The organism is Streptomyces sp. NPDC056222, assembly GCF_042264065.1.
Taxonomy (GTDB): Bacteria; Actinomycetota; Actinomycetes; order Streptomycetales; family Streptomycetaceae; genus Streptomyces.
The window spans coordinates 52430-68457 of the sequence record NZ_JBHJTL010000010.1 but is presented as its reverse complement, the minus strand read 5'-3'; the positions used below and the strand labels follow the sequence as shown (position 1 = coordinate 68457).

The following is a 16028-nucleotide window of genomic DNA, read 5'->3' as shown; positions in this document are numbered from 1 at the left end:
CGGGGCCTGTCCTCCCCTGTGCTGACCCGGAGCCCCGAGCTCCCAGGGTCATTCCCCTCGGACCGTTTTCCCCGAGCGGTCCGCCTCCCGCTGAAGATCTCCCCTCGGCGGCGCGCGTCAATCCTTGAGCCCCGTCACTCGAACGAGGGGTGTTAGGTGGCAGAACCGCATTTTCGAATAAGGGTTCGATAGTCTGGCGGTGCTCGACACGCTCGATGGAAAGAGGGGGTGCCAGGGAACATGGTGCGACGTCTCGACGTCACCGGGGCCGGCGGCGTACGCCTGGCTGCCTGGGAGTTCATGGAAGAGCGGGCGGAGACGGCCGGGTCCGGCGTCTTACTCCTGCACGGGCTCATGGGGCGCGCCTCCCACTGGGCGCCCACCGCCCGCTGGCTCGCCGAGGGCCACCGGGCCGTCGCGCTGGACCAGCGCGGACACGGCCGCAGCGACAAGCCCGCCGCCGGCCCCTACACCCGCGAGGCGTACGTCGCCGACGCGGCAGCGGCCGTCGAGCAGCTCGGCCTCGGGCCGGTCACCCTCATCGGCCACTCCATGGGCGCCCTCACCGCCTGGCAGCTCGCCGCCGAGCGCCCGGACCTCGTCCGCGCCCTGGTCATCTGCGACATGCGGGCCTCGGCCCTCGGGGCCGCCTCGCAGCGGGAGTGGCAGGACTGGTTCCGCCGCTGGCCGGTCCCCTTCACCACGCTCGATGCCGTACGGAAGTGGTTCGGCGACGAAGACCCCTGGGTCGAGCGGCCGAACCCCGCTCGCGGCGAGTTCTTCACGGAGGTGATGACCGAGCGCCCCGACGGCTGGTACCCGGTCTTCGACCCCGCCCAGATGCTGACCTCCCGCGAGACCTGGGTCCACGACGCCCACTGGGACTCGCTCGCCCAGGTCCGCTGCCCGACCCTCGTCGTCCGCGGCCTGGACGGCGAGTTGGGCCGCGCGGAGGCCCAGGAGATGGTCCGCGTCCTGCCCCGAGGGGCGTACGCGGAGATCCCCGACGCCGGCCATCTCCTCCACTACGACCAGCCGGAAGCCTGGCGCACGGCGATCGAGCCGTTCCTCAACGGCGTGTTGACGTCCTGACACCCGGGCTCAGCGCGGCTGGACCGCCCCGTCGTACACGTTGTCGGGCGTCACGATCGCGGTGATCGCCCGGGCAACCAGCGTGCTCGGTTCCTGGCCCTGGGGGGAGATGTCGGTGTTGAGCATGAGCACCAAGGTCGCCTTCTGCGAGGGCAGATAGACGGTCACGGTCTCGTAGCCCGGGATGGAACCGTTGTGCCCGATCCAGCCGCTGGCGTTGAAGATGCCGAGGCCGTAGCTGGTGCCGGGGAAGCCCGTCGGCAGCGTCTTGAGCCGCTCGGCCTGGGTCTTCGGGCTGAGCAGCTCCCCGGTGGCGACGATCTTCGCCCAGCGGCGCAGGTCCTCCAGGTCCGAGATCATCGCCCCCGCCGCCCAGGCCCAACTGGGGTTCCAGTCCGTGGAGTCGGCGACCTCACCGCTCAGCGTCTGGTTCGTGTACCCACGGGGGTGCGGCTCGGGGAACTCCGAGCCATCCGGCAGCATCGTGTGCCGCAGGTCGGCCGGGCGGAGGACCCGCTTGTCGATGAAGTCGACGAGGCGGTGACCGCTGACCTTCTCGACCACCAGGCCGAGGAGGATGAGGTTGCTGTTGGAGTACTGGAACTGCGCCCCCGGCGCGAAGGTGTTCTTGTGCCGGTAGCCGTAGGCGAGCACCTCGTGCGGGGTGAACGAGCGCTGCGGGTCGCTCAGCAGATCCTGGGTGAAGTCCGGGTCGGACGTGTACGGGAAGAGGCCGCTGCGCATCTCGGCGAGGTGGCGCAGCGTGATCTTGTGGCCGTTGGGCACGCCGCGGATGTAGTCGGAGATCGGGTCGTCCAGCCGGACCTTGCGGTCGTCGACGAGCTTGAGGAGCGCGGTGACCGTGAAGGTCTTGGTCTCGCTGCCGATCCGCACGAAGCCGCCGGTGCTCATCGGCTCGCCCGTGACCTTGTCGGCGACACCGAACGCACGGACGTAGCTGCCCTTCCCCGGCATCCACAGCCCGGCGACGAGGCCCGGGATGCCGGCCTGCTTGCGGACGTCCTCGACGGCCTTGTCGAGGCGAGCGGTCAGCTCGGGGCCGAGACCGTCGGGCGGGCAGTCCTCCGTGCCGTGGTGGGCGACGGCGGCGGGGACGGCTGTGGCGGGAGTGGTGGCCACCGGGGCCAGTACGGACGCCACGAGCAGCGCGGCGGCGAACAGTCGGCGGGCGGGGATACGTCGCATGTCGGGGGCGCCTCTTCCGGTTCAGGATCGGGAACGCCAACGTGACCCCGGCGACGCCTTGGTACGCCCCTTCCTCGGCCGGGGGCCCCGGTGATTCCACTCATTCGGACCCGGGCGGCTCCCGGCCTCCGGCGGGGACCTGAGCAAGCCCGAGAAGCGAGGCCGGTCCGGCGGCGCATTCACCTCGCCGCACGGAGCGAGTCGTCAGGCGCCGGGCGTCCCGGCCGACAACCCCCGCCGCAGGCACTCGCTCAGCCGCGCCGCGATCGTCCCGTCGAGGTCGAGGCGCGGGTTGAAGATCGTGACGTCGAACCCGACGGCACCCTCGTGCGCCAGCGCCGTCCGCAGTACGTCCTCCAGCTCCGCCCAGCTCAGCCCACCCGGCTGGCGGTAGTCCACGGCAGGCATGATCGCGTCGTCCAGGACGTCGACATCGAGATGGATCCAGAACCCGTCGCCCAAGGTCAGTCGGCCCATGACCTGACGGACAGCCTCGGCGGCCCCGACCGCGCGCACGTCGTCGAGGTCGAGCGCGCACAGCCGTAGCGGCAGTGGCTGCATCCCCGCCGCGGCGGACTCGACGGCGTCCCGGAACCCGAACGCGACGACGTCCTCGTCCCGAACGAGCGGCCCCCGCCCTTCGAGATCGGCGAGCAGCCGGGGGCCACGGCCGGTGGCCAGCGCGAGCTCCATCGACGCGACCTCGCCGGTCGGCTCGGCGGACGGCTGGTAGAAGTCGGTGTGCCCGTCGAGGAACAGCAGTCCGTACCGGCCACGGCGGCGCAGGGCGAGAAGGTTGCCGAGCAGGATGCTGCAGTCACCGCCGAGGACGACGGGGAAGCGCCCCGAGTCGAGAACCTCGCCGACGACATCCGCCAGTTGTACGGAGTACTCCGCGATGCCGTCCGGATTGAGCACACCGGTTTCGACGTCCCGCTTCGGGTCGTACACGGGCGCCTCGACGCGCCCGACCCGCGCCATTCCGCCGAGCAGGGCCGCCGGCAGGTCCTGAACGCCGGACGGCCGCAGCCCGAGCACGGACGGAGCTTCGATGATCGCCGGTTCACGCACGATCCGAGTGTGTCAGCGGCCGCCGGACTCCCGAAGGAAGCGGGACCAGGCGGCGGGCATGTCACGTTTTCCGGGGCTGCCTCGTCCTGAAGGCGAACAATCATCCGTCGTTCTCGCGTAGAAGGAGATTCCGTGTTCGCCGCCTACCTCGTGGTCACCCTCCTCACCTCGGCCATCAACGGCTTGGCCGCTGTCGCCAACTTCATCGGTCACGAGTACCCCAAGAGCCAGGCGGACAAGTTGCGTGTGCCTCGGTCCTGGATGCGCCCGCTGGGCGCACTGCTGGCGGCGGGCGCGCTGGGATTGGCGGCCGGGTTCGCCGTGCCGGTGCTGGGCACGCTGGCCGCCGCCGGTCTCGTGCTGTACTTCCTGGGTGCGTTCTGCGCCCACCTGCGGGTTCGTGACTACCAGTTGGGCCCCTGGGCAGTATTTTTCTCTCTGCCGGTGGCCGCCCTGGCCGTGAACCTGACGTACCACGGCACCTGGTGAGCCGGTGACGTGAGCGGCTCCGCCCTCAGGAGGAGCCGCACCTTTCGCAGGTGAAGGGCTCAGTGGGCGACGCGTTCGGAGATGCTGAACCTCGCCCCGCACTCCGGACAGGTCGCGTCCCAGAAGAGGCCTGATCCGAAGCAAACGCCCAGCGGGGCGGCCCGTCAGCCGGCAGGCCGGCCGGCCGACGGGGCGTCCGGTCGGGCCGTCAGGCGCGGCAGCGCAGCATCTCCAGCGGCGGGTGCGCGAGGAGGTCCGCCCAGAACTCCTCGCCGTACTCACGGATGCCGGCTTCGGACACCGTCAGCGGAACCCACTCCACCGCACTGAACCCGGCCGCCTCCAGACACTCCTCGTAGACCTCGCGGCGCGGGGCCGCGGCGACGATGCTGATCGGCTGCGGGTCGAGGAGAGCCGTGACCCGCACGCGCGGCCCCGTCTCGAGCTCCTCGCCGAGCGGCTCGCAGAGGAACCCGTACGTGTCCAGGGACGCGCAGTCGAACCCGTAGTCGGGCTTCTGGGCGAACACGAAGAACTCTCCACCCGGGACAAGACTCTGGTGGATGTTGCGGCACATCCGCTTCATCGCCGCGATGTCCTCGGCGTAGTTGAGGCACTGCACTGCCAGCGCGATGTCGAAGCGCCGGTCGAGGGATTCCAGCTCCTCCACGGCACCGACCTCGTACCGCACACCCAGCGGGTCGCGCTCCTCGACCTTCCGCGCGGCGGCGATCATCTCGACGGAGATGTCGACACCGAAGACGTCCGCTGCGCCGCGCCGCTTGAACTCCCTGCTGTAGAAGCCGGTACCGCACGCCAGGTCGAGAACCGACTTGCCGCGCACGTCCCCGACCATGCCCAGGAAGCTCGGTACCTCTCCGTAACGCGTCAGCGGCAGGGACTTGAACCCTTCGAACGCCTCGCCGATCTGGTCGTACTGCTGCACGCTCACGTGCCGCCCCCTCGTGTCGCTCGGTCTGTACGTGGCCACGCCGGCCTCCGGGTCGCCAGTGGCTCAGAGTCTCCTCCGCCACCTCCGAGTGCCTGTACTGGCTGATGCGCCAAAGAAGTTGGCCTGGTGAACCCCGGATCACCCAAGGCCCACCCGACGGCAGGCCGGGCAACGGCGCTCATACTGATCCGATGATCTGCGAAGCGGTCGCATCATGAACTGGACGTCCGGCCTCCTGGGCTTCGCCGCCGGGCTGGTCATCTCCGTGGTCACCGCGCCCGTAGGCGTCTCCGGGGCGGTGTTCCTGCTGCCCGTCCAGGTCAGCGTCCTCGGCGTCCCCTCGCCCGCTGTCACACCGACCAACCTGCTCTACAACGTCGTCGCCGGACCGGGCGCCCTCCTGCGGCATGCCCGCGACGGGCGGCTCGGCGGGCCGTTGAGCCGCCTGCTGCTGGCCGGGACCGTCCCAGGAGTCGTGATCGGCGCGATCATCCGCGTGTTCGCCGTCCCCGGCCCGGCCGTCTTCCGCCTCCTGATCGCCGTCTTCCTGCTGCCCCTCGGCCTGTGGCTGATCCGGCGCACACTGCGACCGGCCCCCGCGGAGCGGCCGGTGCGGCCGCTGTCCGCGCGGTCGACCGGCGGCCTGGCTCTCGTGGTCGGGGCCGTCGGCGGGATCTACGGCATCGGCGGCGGTTCCCTCCTCGGCCCGATCCTCGCCGGACGGGGGACACCCGTCGCCGAGGTCGCCCCGGCCGCGCTCGCCACCACCTTTGTCACCTCGGTCGTCGGCGCCGGAACGTACGCGCTGCTGTCTCTGACCGCCGAGGGTTCCATCGCCCCCGACTGGTCGCTCGGAATCGCCTGCGGTCTTGGCGGACTCGTCGGCGGCTACCTCGGCGCCCACCTCCAGCCCCGCCTCCCCGAGACCTTCCTACGGCTCCTCCTCGGCACCCTCGCCACCGCCATCGGCGCCCTCTACGCCGTCCAGGTCCTGACCTGACCTGACATGACCTGCCCCGGATGACGAGCAGGTACCTCCGCACGCTGCCGTTCCGTGGGAAATCGCCGATCACGGCGTCGACCCCGTGTGCCCGGCGTCCGATCCCCGAGCGGTACGTCCCCGGACGAGGACGAGGACGACGGGAGTACGGCCCACCTGCTCACCGGCCGCCCGCCCGCGACCGGCACGAGTTCCTCCTCCCGAGCGCGGCAGCAGGAACGGGGTGGCCAGGAGCAGCACGCCGCCGATGCCGATCGCGACGCGCGCGTCGGTGACGGCGGCCAGGGCGCCCCACAGGCCGGTCAGTACGGCGATGGCGCCGGTGCCGGTCACCTTCCAGGCCACCAGGACCCGGCCGATACGGTCGGCCGGCACCCGCTGGAGGCGCTCGGTGGCGAACAGCGGGTTGAACACTCCCATGCAGGTGATCAGGGCCAGTTCGACGGCGATGACCAGGACCACACCGGCGGTCCCGGGCATGACGAAGAACAGGCCGACGGGCCACAGAGCACGCAGGACCCCGGAGACGATCAGGACGCGGCTGCGCCCGTGGCGCTCCGCCAGGCGCGGGGAGAGGCGAGCGCCGACGAACCCGCCGACGCAGGGCAGGCCGAACGCGAGCCCGTACTGCCAGGCCGCCCAGCCCAGGTCGTCCAGGAGAAGGACGGCCAGCAGTGGTTCGGTGGCCATGATCAGCGCGTTGACGGCCACGGTGTTCCAGAACAGCGGGCGCAGCCGCCGGTCGCCGTGGATGAACGTCCAGCCCGTGACCAGGTCCGACGCCCGGAACCTCCCGCTCCCGCCCCGCTCGCCCTCGCCCCGCTCGGAGTCGCCCTCGCCCCGCCCGGAGTCACCCTCGCCCCGCCCGGAGTCACCTTCGCCCCGCTCGGGCCGAGCTTCCTTCTGCCGGATCGCGCCGATCCCGAGCGCGGACAGCAGGAACCCGACCGCGTTGGCGATCACCGTCACCGGCGGGCCCAGCAGGCTGATCGCCGCCCCGCCCAGGGTCGGGCCGACCGCCGTGGCGGTCCAGGTGGTCGACTCGAGGCGGCCGTTGGCCACCAGCAGGTGGTCCGGGCGCACGAGCTGCTTGAGGTAGGCGCCACTGGCGGAGGTGAACGCGATGTTCGACGCCGCACCGATCACGGTGACGACCAGCAGCTGGGTGTAGGTCAGCCGGTCGGTGACGTACGCGGCCGGGATCGTCAGCAGGGCCCCGAACCGCACCAGGTCGGCGGCGATCATCACCGGCTTCTTCCGCCGGGCGTCGACCCATGGGCCGAGCGGGAGCGCGAGGAGCGCGCCGACCGCCAGGCCGGCGGCCGTCAGCGCCGAGACCGCGGCCGGCCCGACGTGGAGCACCTGGATCGCGATCAGGGGGAACGCGCCGAACCCCAACCAGGTGCCGATCGTGGACGCGGCGTACGCCGACCACAACCGTCCGAACGAGCGGCCGAGCCTCTGCCGTGCCATGGAGCACCCTCCGTCACAACCCGTCGTTGACGGCGAGGATTGGACCAGGGCGACCGGCCCGGGATCCAACAACCACGGCATCGGTGAGCCACAACCACAGGTTGTGGACGCATAGGCTCGATGTGTGGACAACGAAGCCGTGCGCACCTTCGTCGCCGTCACGGAGGCCGGGCAGTTCCAGGAGGCCGCCGTGGAGCTGCGCATCACTCAGCAGGCGGTTTCCAAGCGTGTGGCGAGCCTGGAGCGCGTGCTCGGGGTGATGTTGTTCGTCCGTACCGCCCGCGGTGCCCGCCTCACCCTGGACGGGCAGGCGTTCCTCCCGCACGCCCGCGAGGTCCTGCGGGCCGTGGAACGGGCGGCGGCTTCGGTACGGCCCGGCGAGCGGGCGCTGCGCGTGGACGTGCTGCAGCGGCGCATCTCCCCGGCCTTGGCCCTGCGTGGCTTCTACTCGTCCCACCCGGGCACGGATCTGGACGTCGTCACGCTCTCGGACGCGAACGCGACCAGGGCGATCGAGGCGGTACTGGCGGGCGAGGTCGACGCGACCTTCCGTGCCGTGGCCCCGGGCGACCTGCCCGAGGGGATCAGCGCCGAGCGCGTCCTGGACGATCCGCTGCAGCTGCTCGTCGGACCGCGCCACCCGCTGGCCTCGGCCAGGTCCCTGACCCTGGCGGAGCTGTCCGGGCATCGGATCTGGATCCCGGGCATCAAGCCGGGCACCGAATGGGGAGCCTTCTACGACGAGCTCACGGAGGCCTTCGACCTCCGCATCGACGCGGTCGGCCCCGATTTCGGGAGCGAGGCGCTCATGGACTCGATCGCCGACTCCGCCGCCCTCGCCACGCTCGTGGGAAGCGGAGACAGCTTTGTGTGGCCGACGGGCCATGACCTGCGGCGGATCCCGATCGAGGGGCCGGCACCGGTCTATCCGCATTCGTTCGTGTACCGGACGGCCAACCCGCATCCGGTGCTCGCGGCGCTGCGCGGGCATCTCGTGCGGGCCCGCCCGACGCCACCGGCCGACGCCTGGACACCGAGCTGGGCCGGCTCGGGGTCCTGACGTCGGCCGCGGCCTGTCGAGGTGTCAGAACGAGAAGACCGAGCTCCTCGCCATGCCGACGTTCATCTCGCACGCGTTGCCGTACGTGGCCGTCCAGCTGATCCGCTTGCCTTCCCATACGCCGTCGCCGGTGAGCGTGACCGGGTCCCAGATCTTCGTACAGGGGCTGTTGCTCCAGGCCACGGTCAGTTCGGCGAGGTCTCCGTCGACCGACGTCAGGTCGGCGCAGGCCAGTTCGGGCGCCGGGTGGGTACCGCTGGGCGTGGGGGCGCAGTTGAGGGTGACCGCCCTGGCGACCGTCGCCGTCGCCGCGTCCTCGCCCCTGCCGATCGCGAGCACGAGCGCCGACGGCGGGTAGAGGCCGGTCGGCGCGGCGGTCGAGGGAGCGGGCTCGGCCTGGGCGGGGCTTGCCGCGACGCCGATGAGTGCCAGGCCGGTGGCGAGAGCGGTGGTGAGAGCGGTGTTGCGGAGGACGTAACGCACGGGGGTGTCCCTTCGAGGCGGGTGCTACCTGATTGCGCGCCGGAGTCTTGCCGATGCGGAGGGTGATCGCCAATCGCCCGCCACTTTCCGGCCGCACCCCCTTTCCGGCACCCGACCGACCGGTCGTTCAGGCAGTTGGGAAGGGGTGCGGCGAGCTGCCGGCAGCCGCCCAGAACGGCTCCGTGCCTCATTGGTACAAGCGCGAACGACCCTTTGACCTGCGGGGATCCGAAATTGGTTCTCCATTGGAGCAAATGCGAAGGGTCCCGTTCGACTGGAAGGCCTCCAGTCGAACAGGACCCGCGTCCGCTTGTTCGCGCTCTCAGAGCGCCATGTACCTCTTGTACTCCCCTGGCGGCGCGGCGAGTTCGGGGCGGTCCCGGTGGTAGGAGTCGCCGAAGACCCGGCCCATCGCCCAGTGCCACGCCTCGTCGTGGAAGACGAGGCCCCGGTACGGCTTGTCCGCGGGCTCGTACGCGTAGAACTCCACGGCCTCCGCCCCCGCCTGTGCCTTCGTGCGGCCCCCGTACCGGTGCAGCACCCAGGCGAAGCCGCGGCGCTCGCTCGCCAGAATCCGGACGTGCTCCTCCTCGTCCTCGGACCAGGGGGAGGTCGTCACTTGCTCACCGCCGCCAGGATCTCCGGCAGTCGCCGCGCCGTCCTGGGCGCCGCGATCTTCAGGCCGGCCCAGGCGATCAGCGCGCCGTACAGCGCGCCGCCCGGGAGCAGGAGCCAGAGCAGGGAGTCCTGGTCCGTCACGTTGAGGTAGATCGTCGCCCCGATCACCGGGCCGCACAGCAGAGCGCCCGCGATCATTCCGCCGAAGATCGACATCCAGGCCAGCCCGCCCTGCCCCGGAGCGACGTTCTTGTACGCGCTGTCCTGGGGGATCGAGTACGGGAACATCGCCGAGGTCACCGCGCCCGTCGCCAGCATCGCGCCGAGCAGGGCGAGCGCCACGCCGAGCGCGTCCGGGAGGGAGGACCAGTCGCCGAGGAGCGCGGCGGTCCCCGTCGTCACCAGGACCGTGAACGGCAGCGTGACCAGCAGCAGGGCCAGGGCCCGCGCCCGCAGTTCGGCGTACGCGTCCTTCGTCGTGGAGATCGTCTGCGCGACCATCCAGAACGCCGAGGTGTCCTGCCCGAACTGGTTGTACATCTGGATGCCGAGCATTCCCGAGGCGAAGCACGCGAAGTAGAGCGAGCCCGTGCCCTGGAGGGCGTTGAACAGCGGCACGATCGCCCCGACCGCGAGCGAGGAGACCCACGCCCCCTTCGTCTTCGGGTCGCGCCACATGTAGCGCAGGCTGCGCTCCATCACCGTGCCCGTACGCCCGCCCGGCAGCATCCGCCCCAGGAGTCCCGTACCGGCACGCTCCCGGCCCGCGTCGGACGCCGCGCCGATCGTCGAGCCGTCCGGCGTCGTCATCAGCTGCACCAGACTCCGCTGCCACCAGTACAGCAGCGCCCCCAGCGCCACGACGGTCAGCAGCAGTTGGGCCGCGGCCACCGTGTAGTCACCCCTGCTCGCCGAGTCCACCGCGGCGATCGCCGACGAGGGCGGCAGCCAGCTGACGACCGCGGCCGCCGGTTCGAGGGAGGACATGCCCCCGGACCGACTGAGCTGCTGGGCGCCGAAGTTGATCACCTGCATGCCGACCGCGATCATCAGCCCGCTCAGGATCGCCAGGTCACGGCCCTTGCGCGAGGTCAGCAGCCGTACGTTGGCCGCGGCGACCGCTCGCGACAGCGCCACGCACACCACGACCACCAGCGGCACCGCGAGCACCGCGGCCGCCACAGCCGCCGCGCCGTGCGCCAGCGCCAGACAGGCGCCCAGCGCTATGCAGAGCGTGAACAGGGGCCCGACGCCGACCAGCGAGGCCACGAGCAGCGCGCGCACCAGCGGCCGGGGCCGCAGCGGCAGCATCACGAGCCGGGACGGGTCGAGCGTCTCGTCCCCGCTGGGGACGAACAGCGGCATCACGGTCCACGACAGCGCGAGCACCGCGGTCAGCAGGACCACGATCGAGTCCGTGTCCGCGTTGCCCCGCATCAGCACGAACGCGAGCAGCATCGCCGCCGCGAAGACGGCCGTGATCACGATCGAGGTGATGTACGCGGCGGTACGGCCGGCCGACTGCCGCAGCCCGTTGCGCAGCAGCGACAGCTTGAGCCGCACGAAGACCGAGGTCAGGGAGGCAGGGGCCGGAGCGACCGCGGTCATCGGGCGGTACCGCCGCCCAGCCAGTCCAGGGAGTCGCCGGCGGCCTCGCGCCCGTTCGCGCCCACCAGCTCCAGGAACGCGGCCTGCAGCGAGGGCGCTTCGCCCCGCACCTGCGCCAGCGGGCCCTGCGCCCGGATCTGCCCGGCGGCCATCACCGCGACCCAGTCGCACAGCGACTCCACCAGCTCCATGACATGGCTGGAGAAGACGACGGTCGCACCCGAGCCGGTGTACCGCTCCAGAACGCCCCGGATGGTCTGCGCGGACACCGGGTCGACGCCCTCGAACGGCTCGTCCAGGAAGAGCACCTCGGGGTTGTGCAGCAGCGCCGCGGCGAGCCCGATCTTCTTGCGCATACCGGTCGAGTAGTCCACGACCAGCTTGTTCTGCGCCCCGGCGAGGTCCAGTACGTCCAGCAGCTGGGCGGCCCGCTTGTCGACCTCGGCGCCGGGCAGCCCCCGCAGCCGTCCGCTGTACCCGAGGAGTTCGCGACCCGAGAGCCGCTCGAAGAGGCGCAGCCCCTCCGGCAGGATGCCGATCCGGGCCTTCACCTCGGCCACCGACTCCGGGTCGCGCCACACGTCGTGACCGGCGACCAGGATGCGCCCGGCGTCGGGCCGCAGCAGGCCGGTGATCATGGACAGAGTGGTGGTCTTGCCGGCGCCGTTGGGCCCGACGAGACCGATGAACTTGCCCGCGGGCAGCACGAGGTCGATGCCGTTCACCGCGATCTGCTGTCCGAAGCGCTTCCACAGCCCCTCGACACGAACGGCGGGCACCGCACCCGATCCCGGTGCGCTGCCCGCCTGTTCGAACACTCCGTCAGATGCCTGGTCAGGCATTTTCCGTCAACCCCTTGGTTGTCCCCGTAAGTACGAGCACACCCTAAGGGGGACCGCCTAGGGCCGACGTGCCCTGGCGGCCGCCGCTTCCCGGCCGCACGCGTAGGCGAGAGGACTGATCAACTCGTCGGCGTCCGGCAGCCAGCGGTTCGCCGCGGTGGGCCGCCGTGCCCACTGCACGGCCCCGGACCCGCCGACCCGGGTGGGCGGCGCCGCGACGAAGTGACCCTCGCCCCGGGTGACCAGGTCGATCGAGGTGGGGGCCCAGCCCAGCTTGCGGACCAGGTCCGGGACCTTGGTGGCGGCGCCGGGCAGGACGAAGAAGAGCATCCGTCGGTCGGGGGTACAGGTCACCGGGCCGAGCGTGAGCTCCATGCGCTCCATCCGGGCCAGCGCCAGGAAGCCGGCCGACTCGGGCACGTCGATCGCGTCGAAGGTGCGGCCGGTCGGCAGCAGGATCGACGCCTTGGGCTGCTTCGACCACATGCGCCGCGCCCCGACGGCGCTGCCGGTCGCCTGTGTCGACCAGTCGGGCCTGGCCGGGTGGGCGCCGGGGGTGGCGCAGCTCTCGACGCCGCAGGAGCAGCGCTCCCTGCCCTCCACGGCTTCCAGCCAGGTCCCGGGGAACACGTCCCAGTGCCGCTCTTCCGCGTACCGCACGGCGCAGTCCAGCAGCAGCTCGCCTCGCTGCTTGGGGATGTGTGCGGCTTCCGTGACTCCGATGGTCTCTTCCACGGTGAGCACAACTCCCGCCGTCACCTGGGGTTACGGGCGCGGTGAAGAGCGGTGTGGAGCATCGATCCTGCATGCGGGGCGCATGGGTGCACGGGTGGGGGCGCGCGTGGGCCCGGGACGCGGCGGGTGGGTAGCCACCATCGGGGGGTGTCGCCCAGAGTTCTGCACGACTGGGTGATGCGTCCGGTTTCGCGTGTTCACATCGGCATTGACCGGATATCCGCCGGGCAGTGATCAGTTCTCGGATCGCACTCCGGCCTCAGGGGGTACTCATGGCAGCCAGGCCACTCGTTGCCCGTCAGCCGAACGAACGGCTGCAGGCGCTGATTCAGGAGGCCGCGTGTTCCAACGCCGGCCTCGCCCGCAGGGTGAACATGGTCGGGACCGAGCGCGGTCTCGATCTGCGCTACGACAAGACGTCGGTGGCTCGCTGGCTGCGCGGGCAGCAGCCGCGCGGCCGGGCGCCGGGGATCATCGCGGAGGCGCTGGGCCGCAAGCTGGGCCGCACGGTCACCATCGACGAGATCGGCATGGCGAACGGCAAGAACCTGGCCTCCGGTGTCGGTCTGCAGTTCGCGCCGACCGTGCTCGGCGCGATCGAGCAGGTCTGCGAGCTGTGGCGCAGTGACGTGGGGCGCCGGGACTTCCTGTCCGGTTCGACGGTGGCGGCCTCCGCGCTGGTGGAGCCCAGCCGGGACTGGCTGATCACGGGCGCGGACGCGCAGGTGGCCCGGTCGGCCGGATCGCGGGTGGGCGTCTCGGACGTGGAGGCGGTCCGGGCGATGACGAGTGCCCTGGTCGACCTGGACCGGCGGTTCGGCAGCGGACACGTCCGGCCCGTGGTGGTGCACTACCTGAACAGCGTGGTGGCGGGGATGCTGTCGGGCTCGTACCGGGAGGCGGTGGGCCGGCAGCTGTTCGCGGCGGTGGCGCGGCTCACGGAGCTGGCCGGGTACATGGCGGTGGACACCGGGCAGCCGGGGCTCGCCCAGCGGTACTACATCCAGGCGCTGCGGCTCGCGCAGGCGGCGGGCGACCGGGGTTACGGCGGGTATGTGCTGGCGGCCTCGATGAGTCACCTGGCCGCGCAGCTCGGGAACCCGAGGGAGATCGCGCAGCTGGCGCGGGCGGCGCAGGAGGGCGCGCGGGGGCGGGTGACGCCGAGGGCGGAGGCGATGTTCTGCGCGGCGGAGGCCCGGGGACACGCGCTGCTCGGGGACGTCCACTCCTTCGAGGCGGTCGCCGGACGGGCCGTACGGGCGCTGGAGCAGGCCGATCCGGAGTCGGGTGACGACCCGGACTGGATCGCGCACTTCGACCACGCGTATCTGGCGGACGAACTGGCCCACTGCCACCGGGACCTGGGCCGTTCGGAGGCGGCGGCGCGGGCGGCGGAGGAGTCGCTGAGCGGCCATCCGCAGACGCGGGCGAGGCGCCGGGCGATCGGTCTGGTGCTGCTGGCCTCCGCGCAGGTGCAGCGGCGCGAGGTGGAGCAGGCCTGTCACACCGGGACGCAGGCGCTGGAGCTGCTGGCCACACTGCGGTCCTCGCGCGGGGCGGAGTATCTGGACGATCTCAAGGAGCGGCTGGAGCCGTACGCGGGGGAGCCTTCGGTGCGGGAGTTCGGGGCGCGTCTCGAGCTGTTCGCGGCCTGACATCGTGTGACCACGGTCACCGTTCCGGTCACACCGCGGGCCCGATCGGCCACGGTGGTGCGGCAGTTGTGTGTGGGGTTGTTGTGGGTCTGTTACCGGACTCACACGTGTGTGCGCGGCCCTGGACGCACCCGGTAGCGTGAGCCGACGATTCCGTAGGTCCATCAGTAGGAGTCCCGGTGACGCAAAGCGGACAGGGTCCGGAGCCGCAGTATCCGGCGGTACGGCCCACGCACGAAGGTGTCGTGCTGCCCGCCGAGGGTGGCGTGGAGACCGGCCCGGCCGCAGGCCCGGCCGGCGGACAGCCGTGGGGCGGCGCCTGGGGTCCCGGTGGGGCGCCGCAGGGGCAGCCCCTGCCGCCGGCCCAGCCGCTGCCGCCGGAGACCGTGCCGGGCGGGGCCGCGGACATGCAGGCGACGCAGTACATCGCGCCGGTCCCGCCGCAGGGCGCGCCGCCTGCCGCCGGACCGGGGCCGCTGCCCGGCCCGATGCCGGGCGCCATGCCCGGGGCGAACGGGGACATACCGGGCGCGCACCCGCTGCCGTCCCACCGTCCGCCGGAGGGCGGCTACGGCTTCCCGCCGCCGGCCTCTCCGCAGAGTGGTTACGGATACCCTCCCGAGGCTCCCGCGCAGGGTGGCTACGGATACCCTCCGGCGGCACCCGCGCAGGGCGCCGGAGACATGCAGGCGACTCAGCACATCCCGCCGGTCGCCGCGGCGCAGGGCGGGCCGGACACGCAGTTCCTCGGCACCGGGCCGCTGCACCAGCAGCCGGGCGCTCCCGCCCAGCCGGCCGGCGCCTCCGACGCGACCCAGTACATCGCTCCCGTGCCGCCGCAGATGCCCGGCGAGCGGCAGCCGCCCGCCGAGTTCGACAACCTCTTCCGCAGCGACGCGACGCAGCACCTGCCCCAGCCGCCGCAGCACACCCAGCCGCCGCGGGCGCAGCAGCAGTACAGCCCCCAGCCGCCCCCGCAGCAGCAGTTCCACCAGCCTGCCCAGCCGTCCCCGTTCCAGGGCGCCTATCAGCAGGACGCGTACCAGGACGCGTACGACGACGAGCCCGAGCCGCGCCGCAAGTCGCCCGTCGCCCTCATCGCCGCCGTCGTCGTCGGCTGCGCGATCGTCGGCCTCGGCGCCGGCGCGCTGCTCAGCGGCGGGGACGACGACAAGAAGGAGAAGGACCCCGGCCAGAACGTGGCCGCCTCCTCCGGAGCCCCGTCCACGGGCACGACGGAGAAGGCCGCCGACCCCGCCGAGCCGCAGGCGAAGGCGCTCGACAAGCTGCTCGCGGACAGCAACAACAGCCGTGACGCGGTGATCCGTTCGGTCGAGGCCATCAAGCAGTGCAAGAACCTCGACCAGGCCGCCACCGACCTGCGGGGCGCCGCCCAGCAGCGCCGGGATCTGGTGACCCGGCTGCAGGCGCTGTCGGTCGACCAGGTGCCGAACAACGCCGCCCTGACCACCGCCCTCACCAAGGCGTGGCAGGCCTCGGCCGCCGCCGACGACCACTACGCCGCCTGGGCCGACCAGATGAAGCCCAAGAAGGCGTGCAAGGGCGGCAAGGCCCGCTCCACCAACCAGACGGTGGCGGCGACGAACAAGAGCGCGGAGGCGACGACCTCCAAGCGCCAGGCGGCCACGCTGTGGAATCCGACCGCCACGAAGTACGGGCTGCCGCAGCGGACTCCCACCCAGCTGTAGGGGAAGGGGAGTTGCCACCCTCTCCATGATCAACA

Annotated in this window: 15 protein-coding genes; 6 read left to right on the top strand and 9 right to left on the bottom strand. The window is 71.8% G+C overall.

Annotated elements, in window-relative coordinates; translation table 11 throughout:
* Positions 1-240 precede the first annotated feature (240 nt).
* Positions 241-1092 carry an alpha/beta fold hydrolase gene (locus ACFC0D_RS07575; RefSeq protein ID WP_376432102.1) on the top strand — a complete coding sequence of 284 codons (852 nt, stop codon included), beginning with the start codon at positions 241-243 and terminating at the stop codon, positions 1090-1092.
* 9 nt (positions 1093-1101) lie between these two features.
* On the opposite strand, the gene ACFC0D_RS07570 is transcribed toward ACFC0D_RS07575, so the two are convergent.
* Complete coding sequence (locus ACFC0D_RS07570) at positions 1102-2298, bottom strand: serine hydrolase domain-containing protein (protein WP_376432100.1); 1197 nt, start codon at positions 2296-2298, stop codon at positions 1102-1104.
* A 204-nt stretch (positions 2299-2502) separates the two neighbouring features.
* Positions 2503-3369 (bottom strand): arginase family protein, encoded by an 867-nt coding sequence (locus tag ACFC0D_RS07565; RefSeq protein WP_376432098.1) that lies wholly within the window; start codon positions 3367-3369, stop codon positions 2503-2505.
* Between the two features lie 132 nt (positions 3370-3501).
* Between ACFC0D_RS07565 and ACFC0D_RS07560 the strand changes: the two genes are divergently transcribed.
* Positions 3502-3858 carry a DoxX family protein gene (locus ACFC0D_RS07560; protein WP_376432096.1) on the top strand — a complete coding sequence of 119 codons (357 nt, stop codon included), beginning with the start codon at positions 3502-3504 and terminating at the stop codon, positions 3856-3858.
* A gap of 208 nt (positions 3859-4066) precedes the next feature.
* On the opposite strand, the gene ACFC0D_RS07555 is transcribed toward ACFC0D_RS07560, so the two are convergent.
* On the bottom strand, positions 4067-4810 hold the full coding sequence (locus ACFC0D_RS07555) for a class I SAM-dependent methyltransferase (protein WP_376432094.1): 744 nt from the start codon (positions 4808-4810) through the stop codon (positions 4067-4069).
* A 214-nt stretch (positions 4811-5024) separates the two neighbouring features.
* Between ACFC0D_RS07555 and ACFC0D_RS07550 the strand changes: the two genes are divergently transcribed.
* Complete coding sequence (locus tag ACFC0D_RS07550; protein WP_376432091.1) at positions 5025-5810, top strand: sulfite exporter TauE/SafE family protein; 786 nt, start codon at positions 5025-5027, stop codon at positions 5808-5810.
* A gap of 69 nt (positions 5811-5879) precedes the next feature.
* Here the strand turns inward: ACFC0D_RS07550 and ACFC0D_RS07545 are convergent, their stop codons facing one another.
* A complete protein-coding gene (locus tag ACFC0D_RS07545) occupies positions 5880-7283 on the bottom strand; it encodes an MFS transporter (RefSeq protein WP_376432089.1) in 1404 nt (467 codons plus the stop codon).
* A 124-nt stretch (positions 7284-7407) separates the two neighbouring features.
* On the opposite strand from ACFC0D_RS07545, the gene ACFC0D_RS07540 reads away from it, so the two are divergent.
* Positions 7408-8343 (top strand): LysR family transcriptional regulator, encoded by a 936-nt coding sequence (locus ACFC0D_RS07540; RefSeq protein ID WP_376432087.1) that lies wholly within the window; start codon positions 7408-7410, stop codon positions 8341-8343.
* A gap of 24 nt (positions 8344-8367) precedes the next feature.
* Here the strand turns inward: ACFC0D_RS07540 and ACFC0D_RS07535 are convergent, their stop codons facing one another.
* From ACFC0D_RS07535 to ACFC0D_RS07515, 5 genes are all read right to left on the bottom strand, one after another.
* The gene (locus ACFC0D_RS07535) at positions 8368-8826 is read right to left on the bottom strand and encodes an SSI family serine proteinase inhibitor (RefSeq protein WP_376432085.1); all 459 of its coding nucleotides are present in this window, start codon (positions 8824-8826) and stop codon (positions 8368-8370) included.
* Between the two features lie 322 nt (positions 8827-9148).
* Positions 9149-9445 (bottom strand): hypothetical protein, encoded by a 297-nt coding sequence (locus ACFC0D_RS07530; protein WP_376432083.1) that lies wholly within the window; start codon positions 9443-9445, stop codon positions 9149-9151.
* Complete coding sequence (locus ACFC0D_RS07525) at positions 9442-11052, bottom strand: transporter (RefSeq protein ID WP_376432081.1); 1611 nt, start codon at positions 11050-11052, stop codon at positions 9442-9444. The genes ACFC0D_RS07530 and ACFC0D_RS07525 overlap by 4 nt, the downstream gene beginning before the upstream one ends.
* Positions 11049-11894, bottom strand: coding sequence for an ABC transporter ATP-binding protein (locus tag ACFC0D_RS07520; RefSeq protein WP_376432079.1), 846 nt, complete (start codon positions 11892-11894; stop codon positions 11049-11051). Before ACFC0D_RS07520 ends, ACFC0D_RS07525 begins: the two co-directional genes overlap by 4 nt.
* A gap of 57 nt (positions 11895-11951) precedes the next feature.
* On the bottom strand, positions 11952-12638 hold the full coding sequence (locus ACFC0D_RS07515; protein ID WP_376432077.1) for a bifunctional DNA primase/polymerase: 687 nt from the start codon (positions 12636-12638) through the stop codon (positions 11952-11954).
* A gap of 263 nt (positions 12639-12901) precedes the next feature.
* On the opposite strand from ACFC0D_RS07515, the gene ACFC0D_RS07510 reads away from it, so the two are divergent.
* Both ACFC0D_RS07510 and ACFC0D_RS07505 read left to right on the top strand, forming a co-directional pair.
* Positions 12902-14284: a transcriptional regulator gene (locus ACFC0D_RS07510; RefSeq protein ID WP_376432075.1), complete on the top strand. Its 1383-nt coding sequence runs from the start codon at positions 12902-12904 to the stop codon at positions 14282-14284.
* Positions 14285-14463: 179 nt separating this feature from the next.
* Positions 14464-15993: a hypothetical protein gene (locus tag ACFC0D_RS07505; protein ID WP_376432073.1), complete on the top strand. Its 1530-nt coding sequence runs from the start codon at positions 14464-14466 to the stop codon at positions 15991-15993.
* The last annotated feature ends 35 nt before the right edge of the window (positions 15994-16028 follow it).

Coding starts and splice junctions, on each gene's coding strand:
- ACFC0D_RS07570 (WP_376432100.1), bottom strand. CDS start 2,298: ATGCGACGTATCCCCGCCCGCCGACTGTTCGCCGCCGCGCTGCTCGTG.
- ACFC0D_RS07525 (WP_376432081.1), bottom strand. CDS start 11,052: ATGACCGCGGTCGCTCCGGCCCCTGCCTCCCTGACCTCGGTCTTCGTG.
- ACFC0D_RS07550 (WP_376432091.1), top strand. CDS start 5,025: ATGAACTGGACGTCCGGCCTCCTGGGCTTCGCCGCCGGGCTGGTCATC.
- ACFC0D_RS07545 (WP_376432089.1), bottom strand. CDS start 7,283: ATGGCACGGCAGAGGCTCGGCCGCTCGTTCGGACGGTTGTGGTCGGCG.
- ACFC0D_RS07575 (WP_376432102.1), top strand. CDS start 241: ATGGTGCGACGTCTCGACGTCACCGGGGCCGGCGGCGTACGCCTGGCT.
- ACFC0D_RS07520 (WP_376432079.1), bottom strand. CDS start 11,894: ATGCCTGACCAGGCATCTGACGGAGTGTTCGAACAGGCGGGCAGCGCA.
- ACFC0D_RS07510 (WP_376432075.1), top strand. CDS start 12,902: ATGGCAGCCAGGCCACTCGTTGCCCGTCAGCCGAACGAACGGCTGCAG.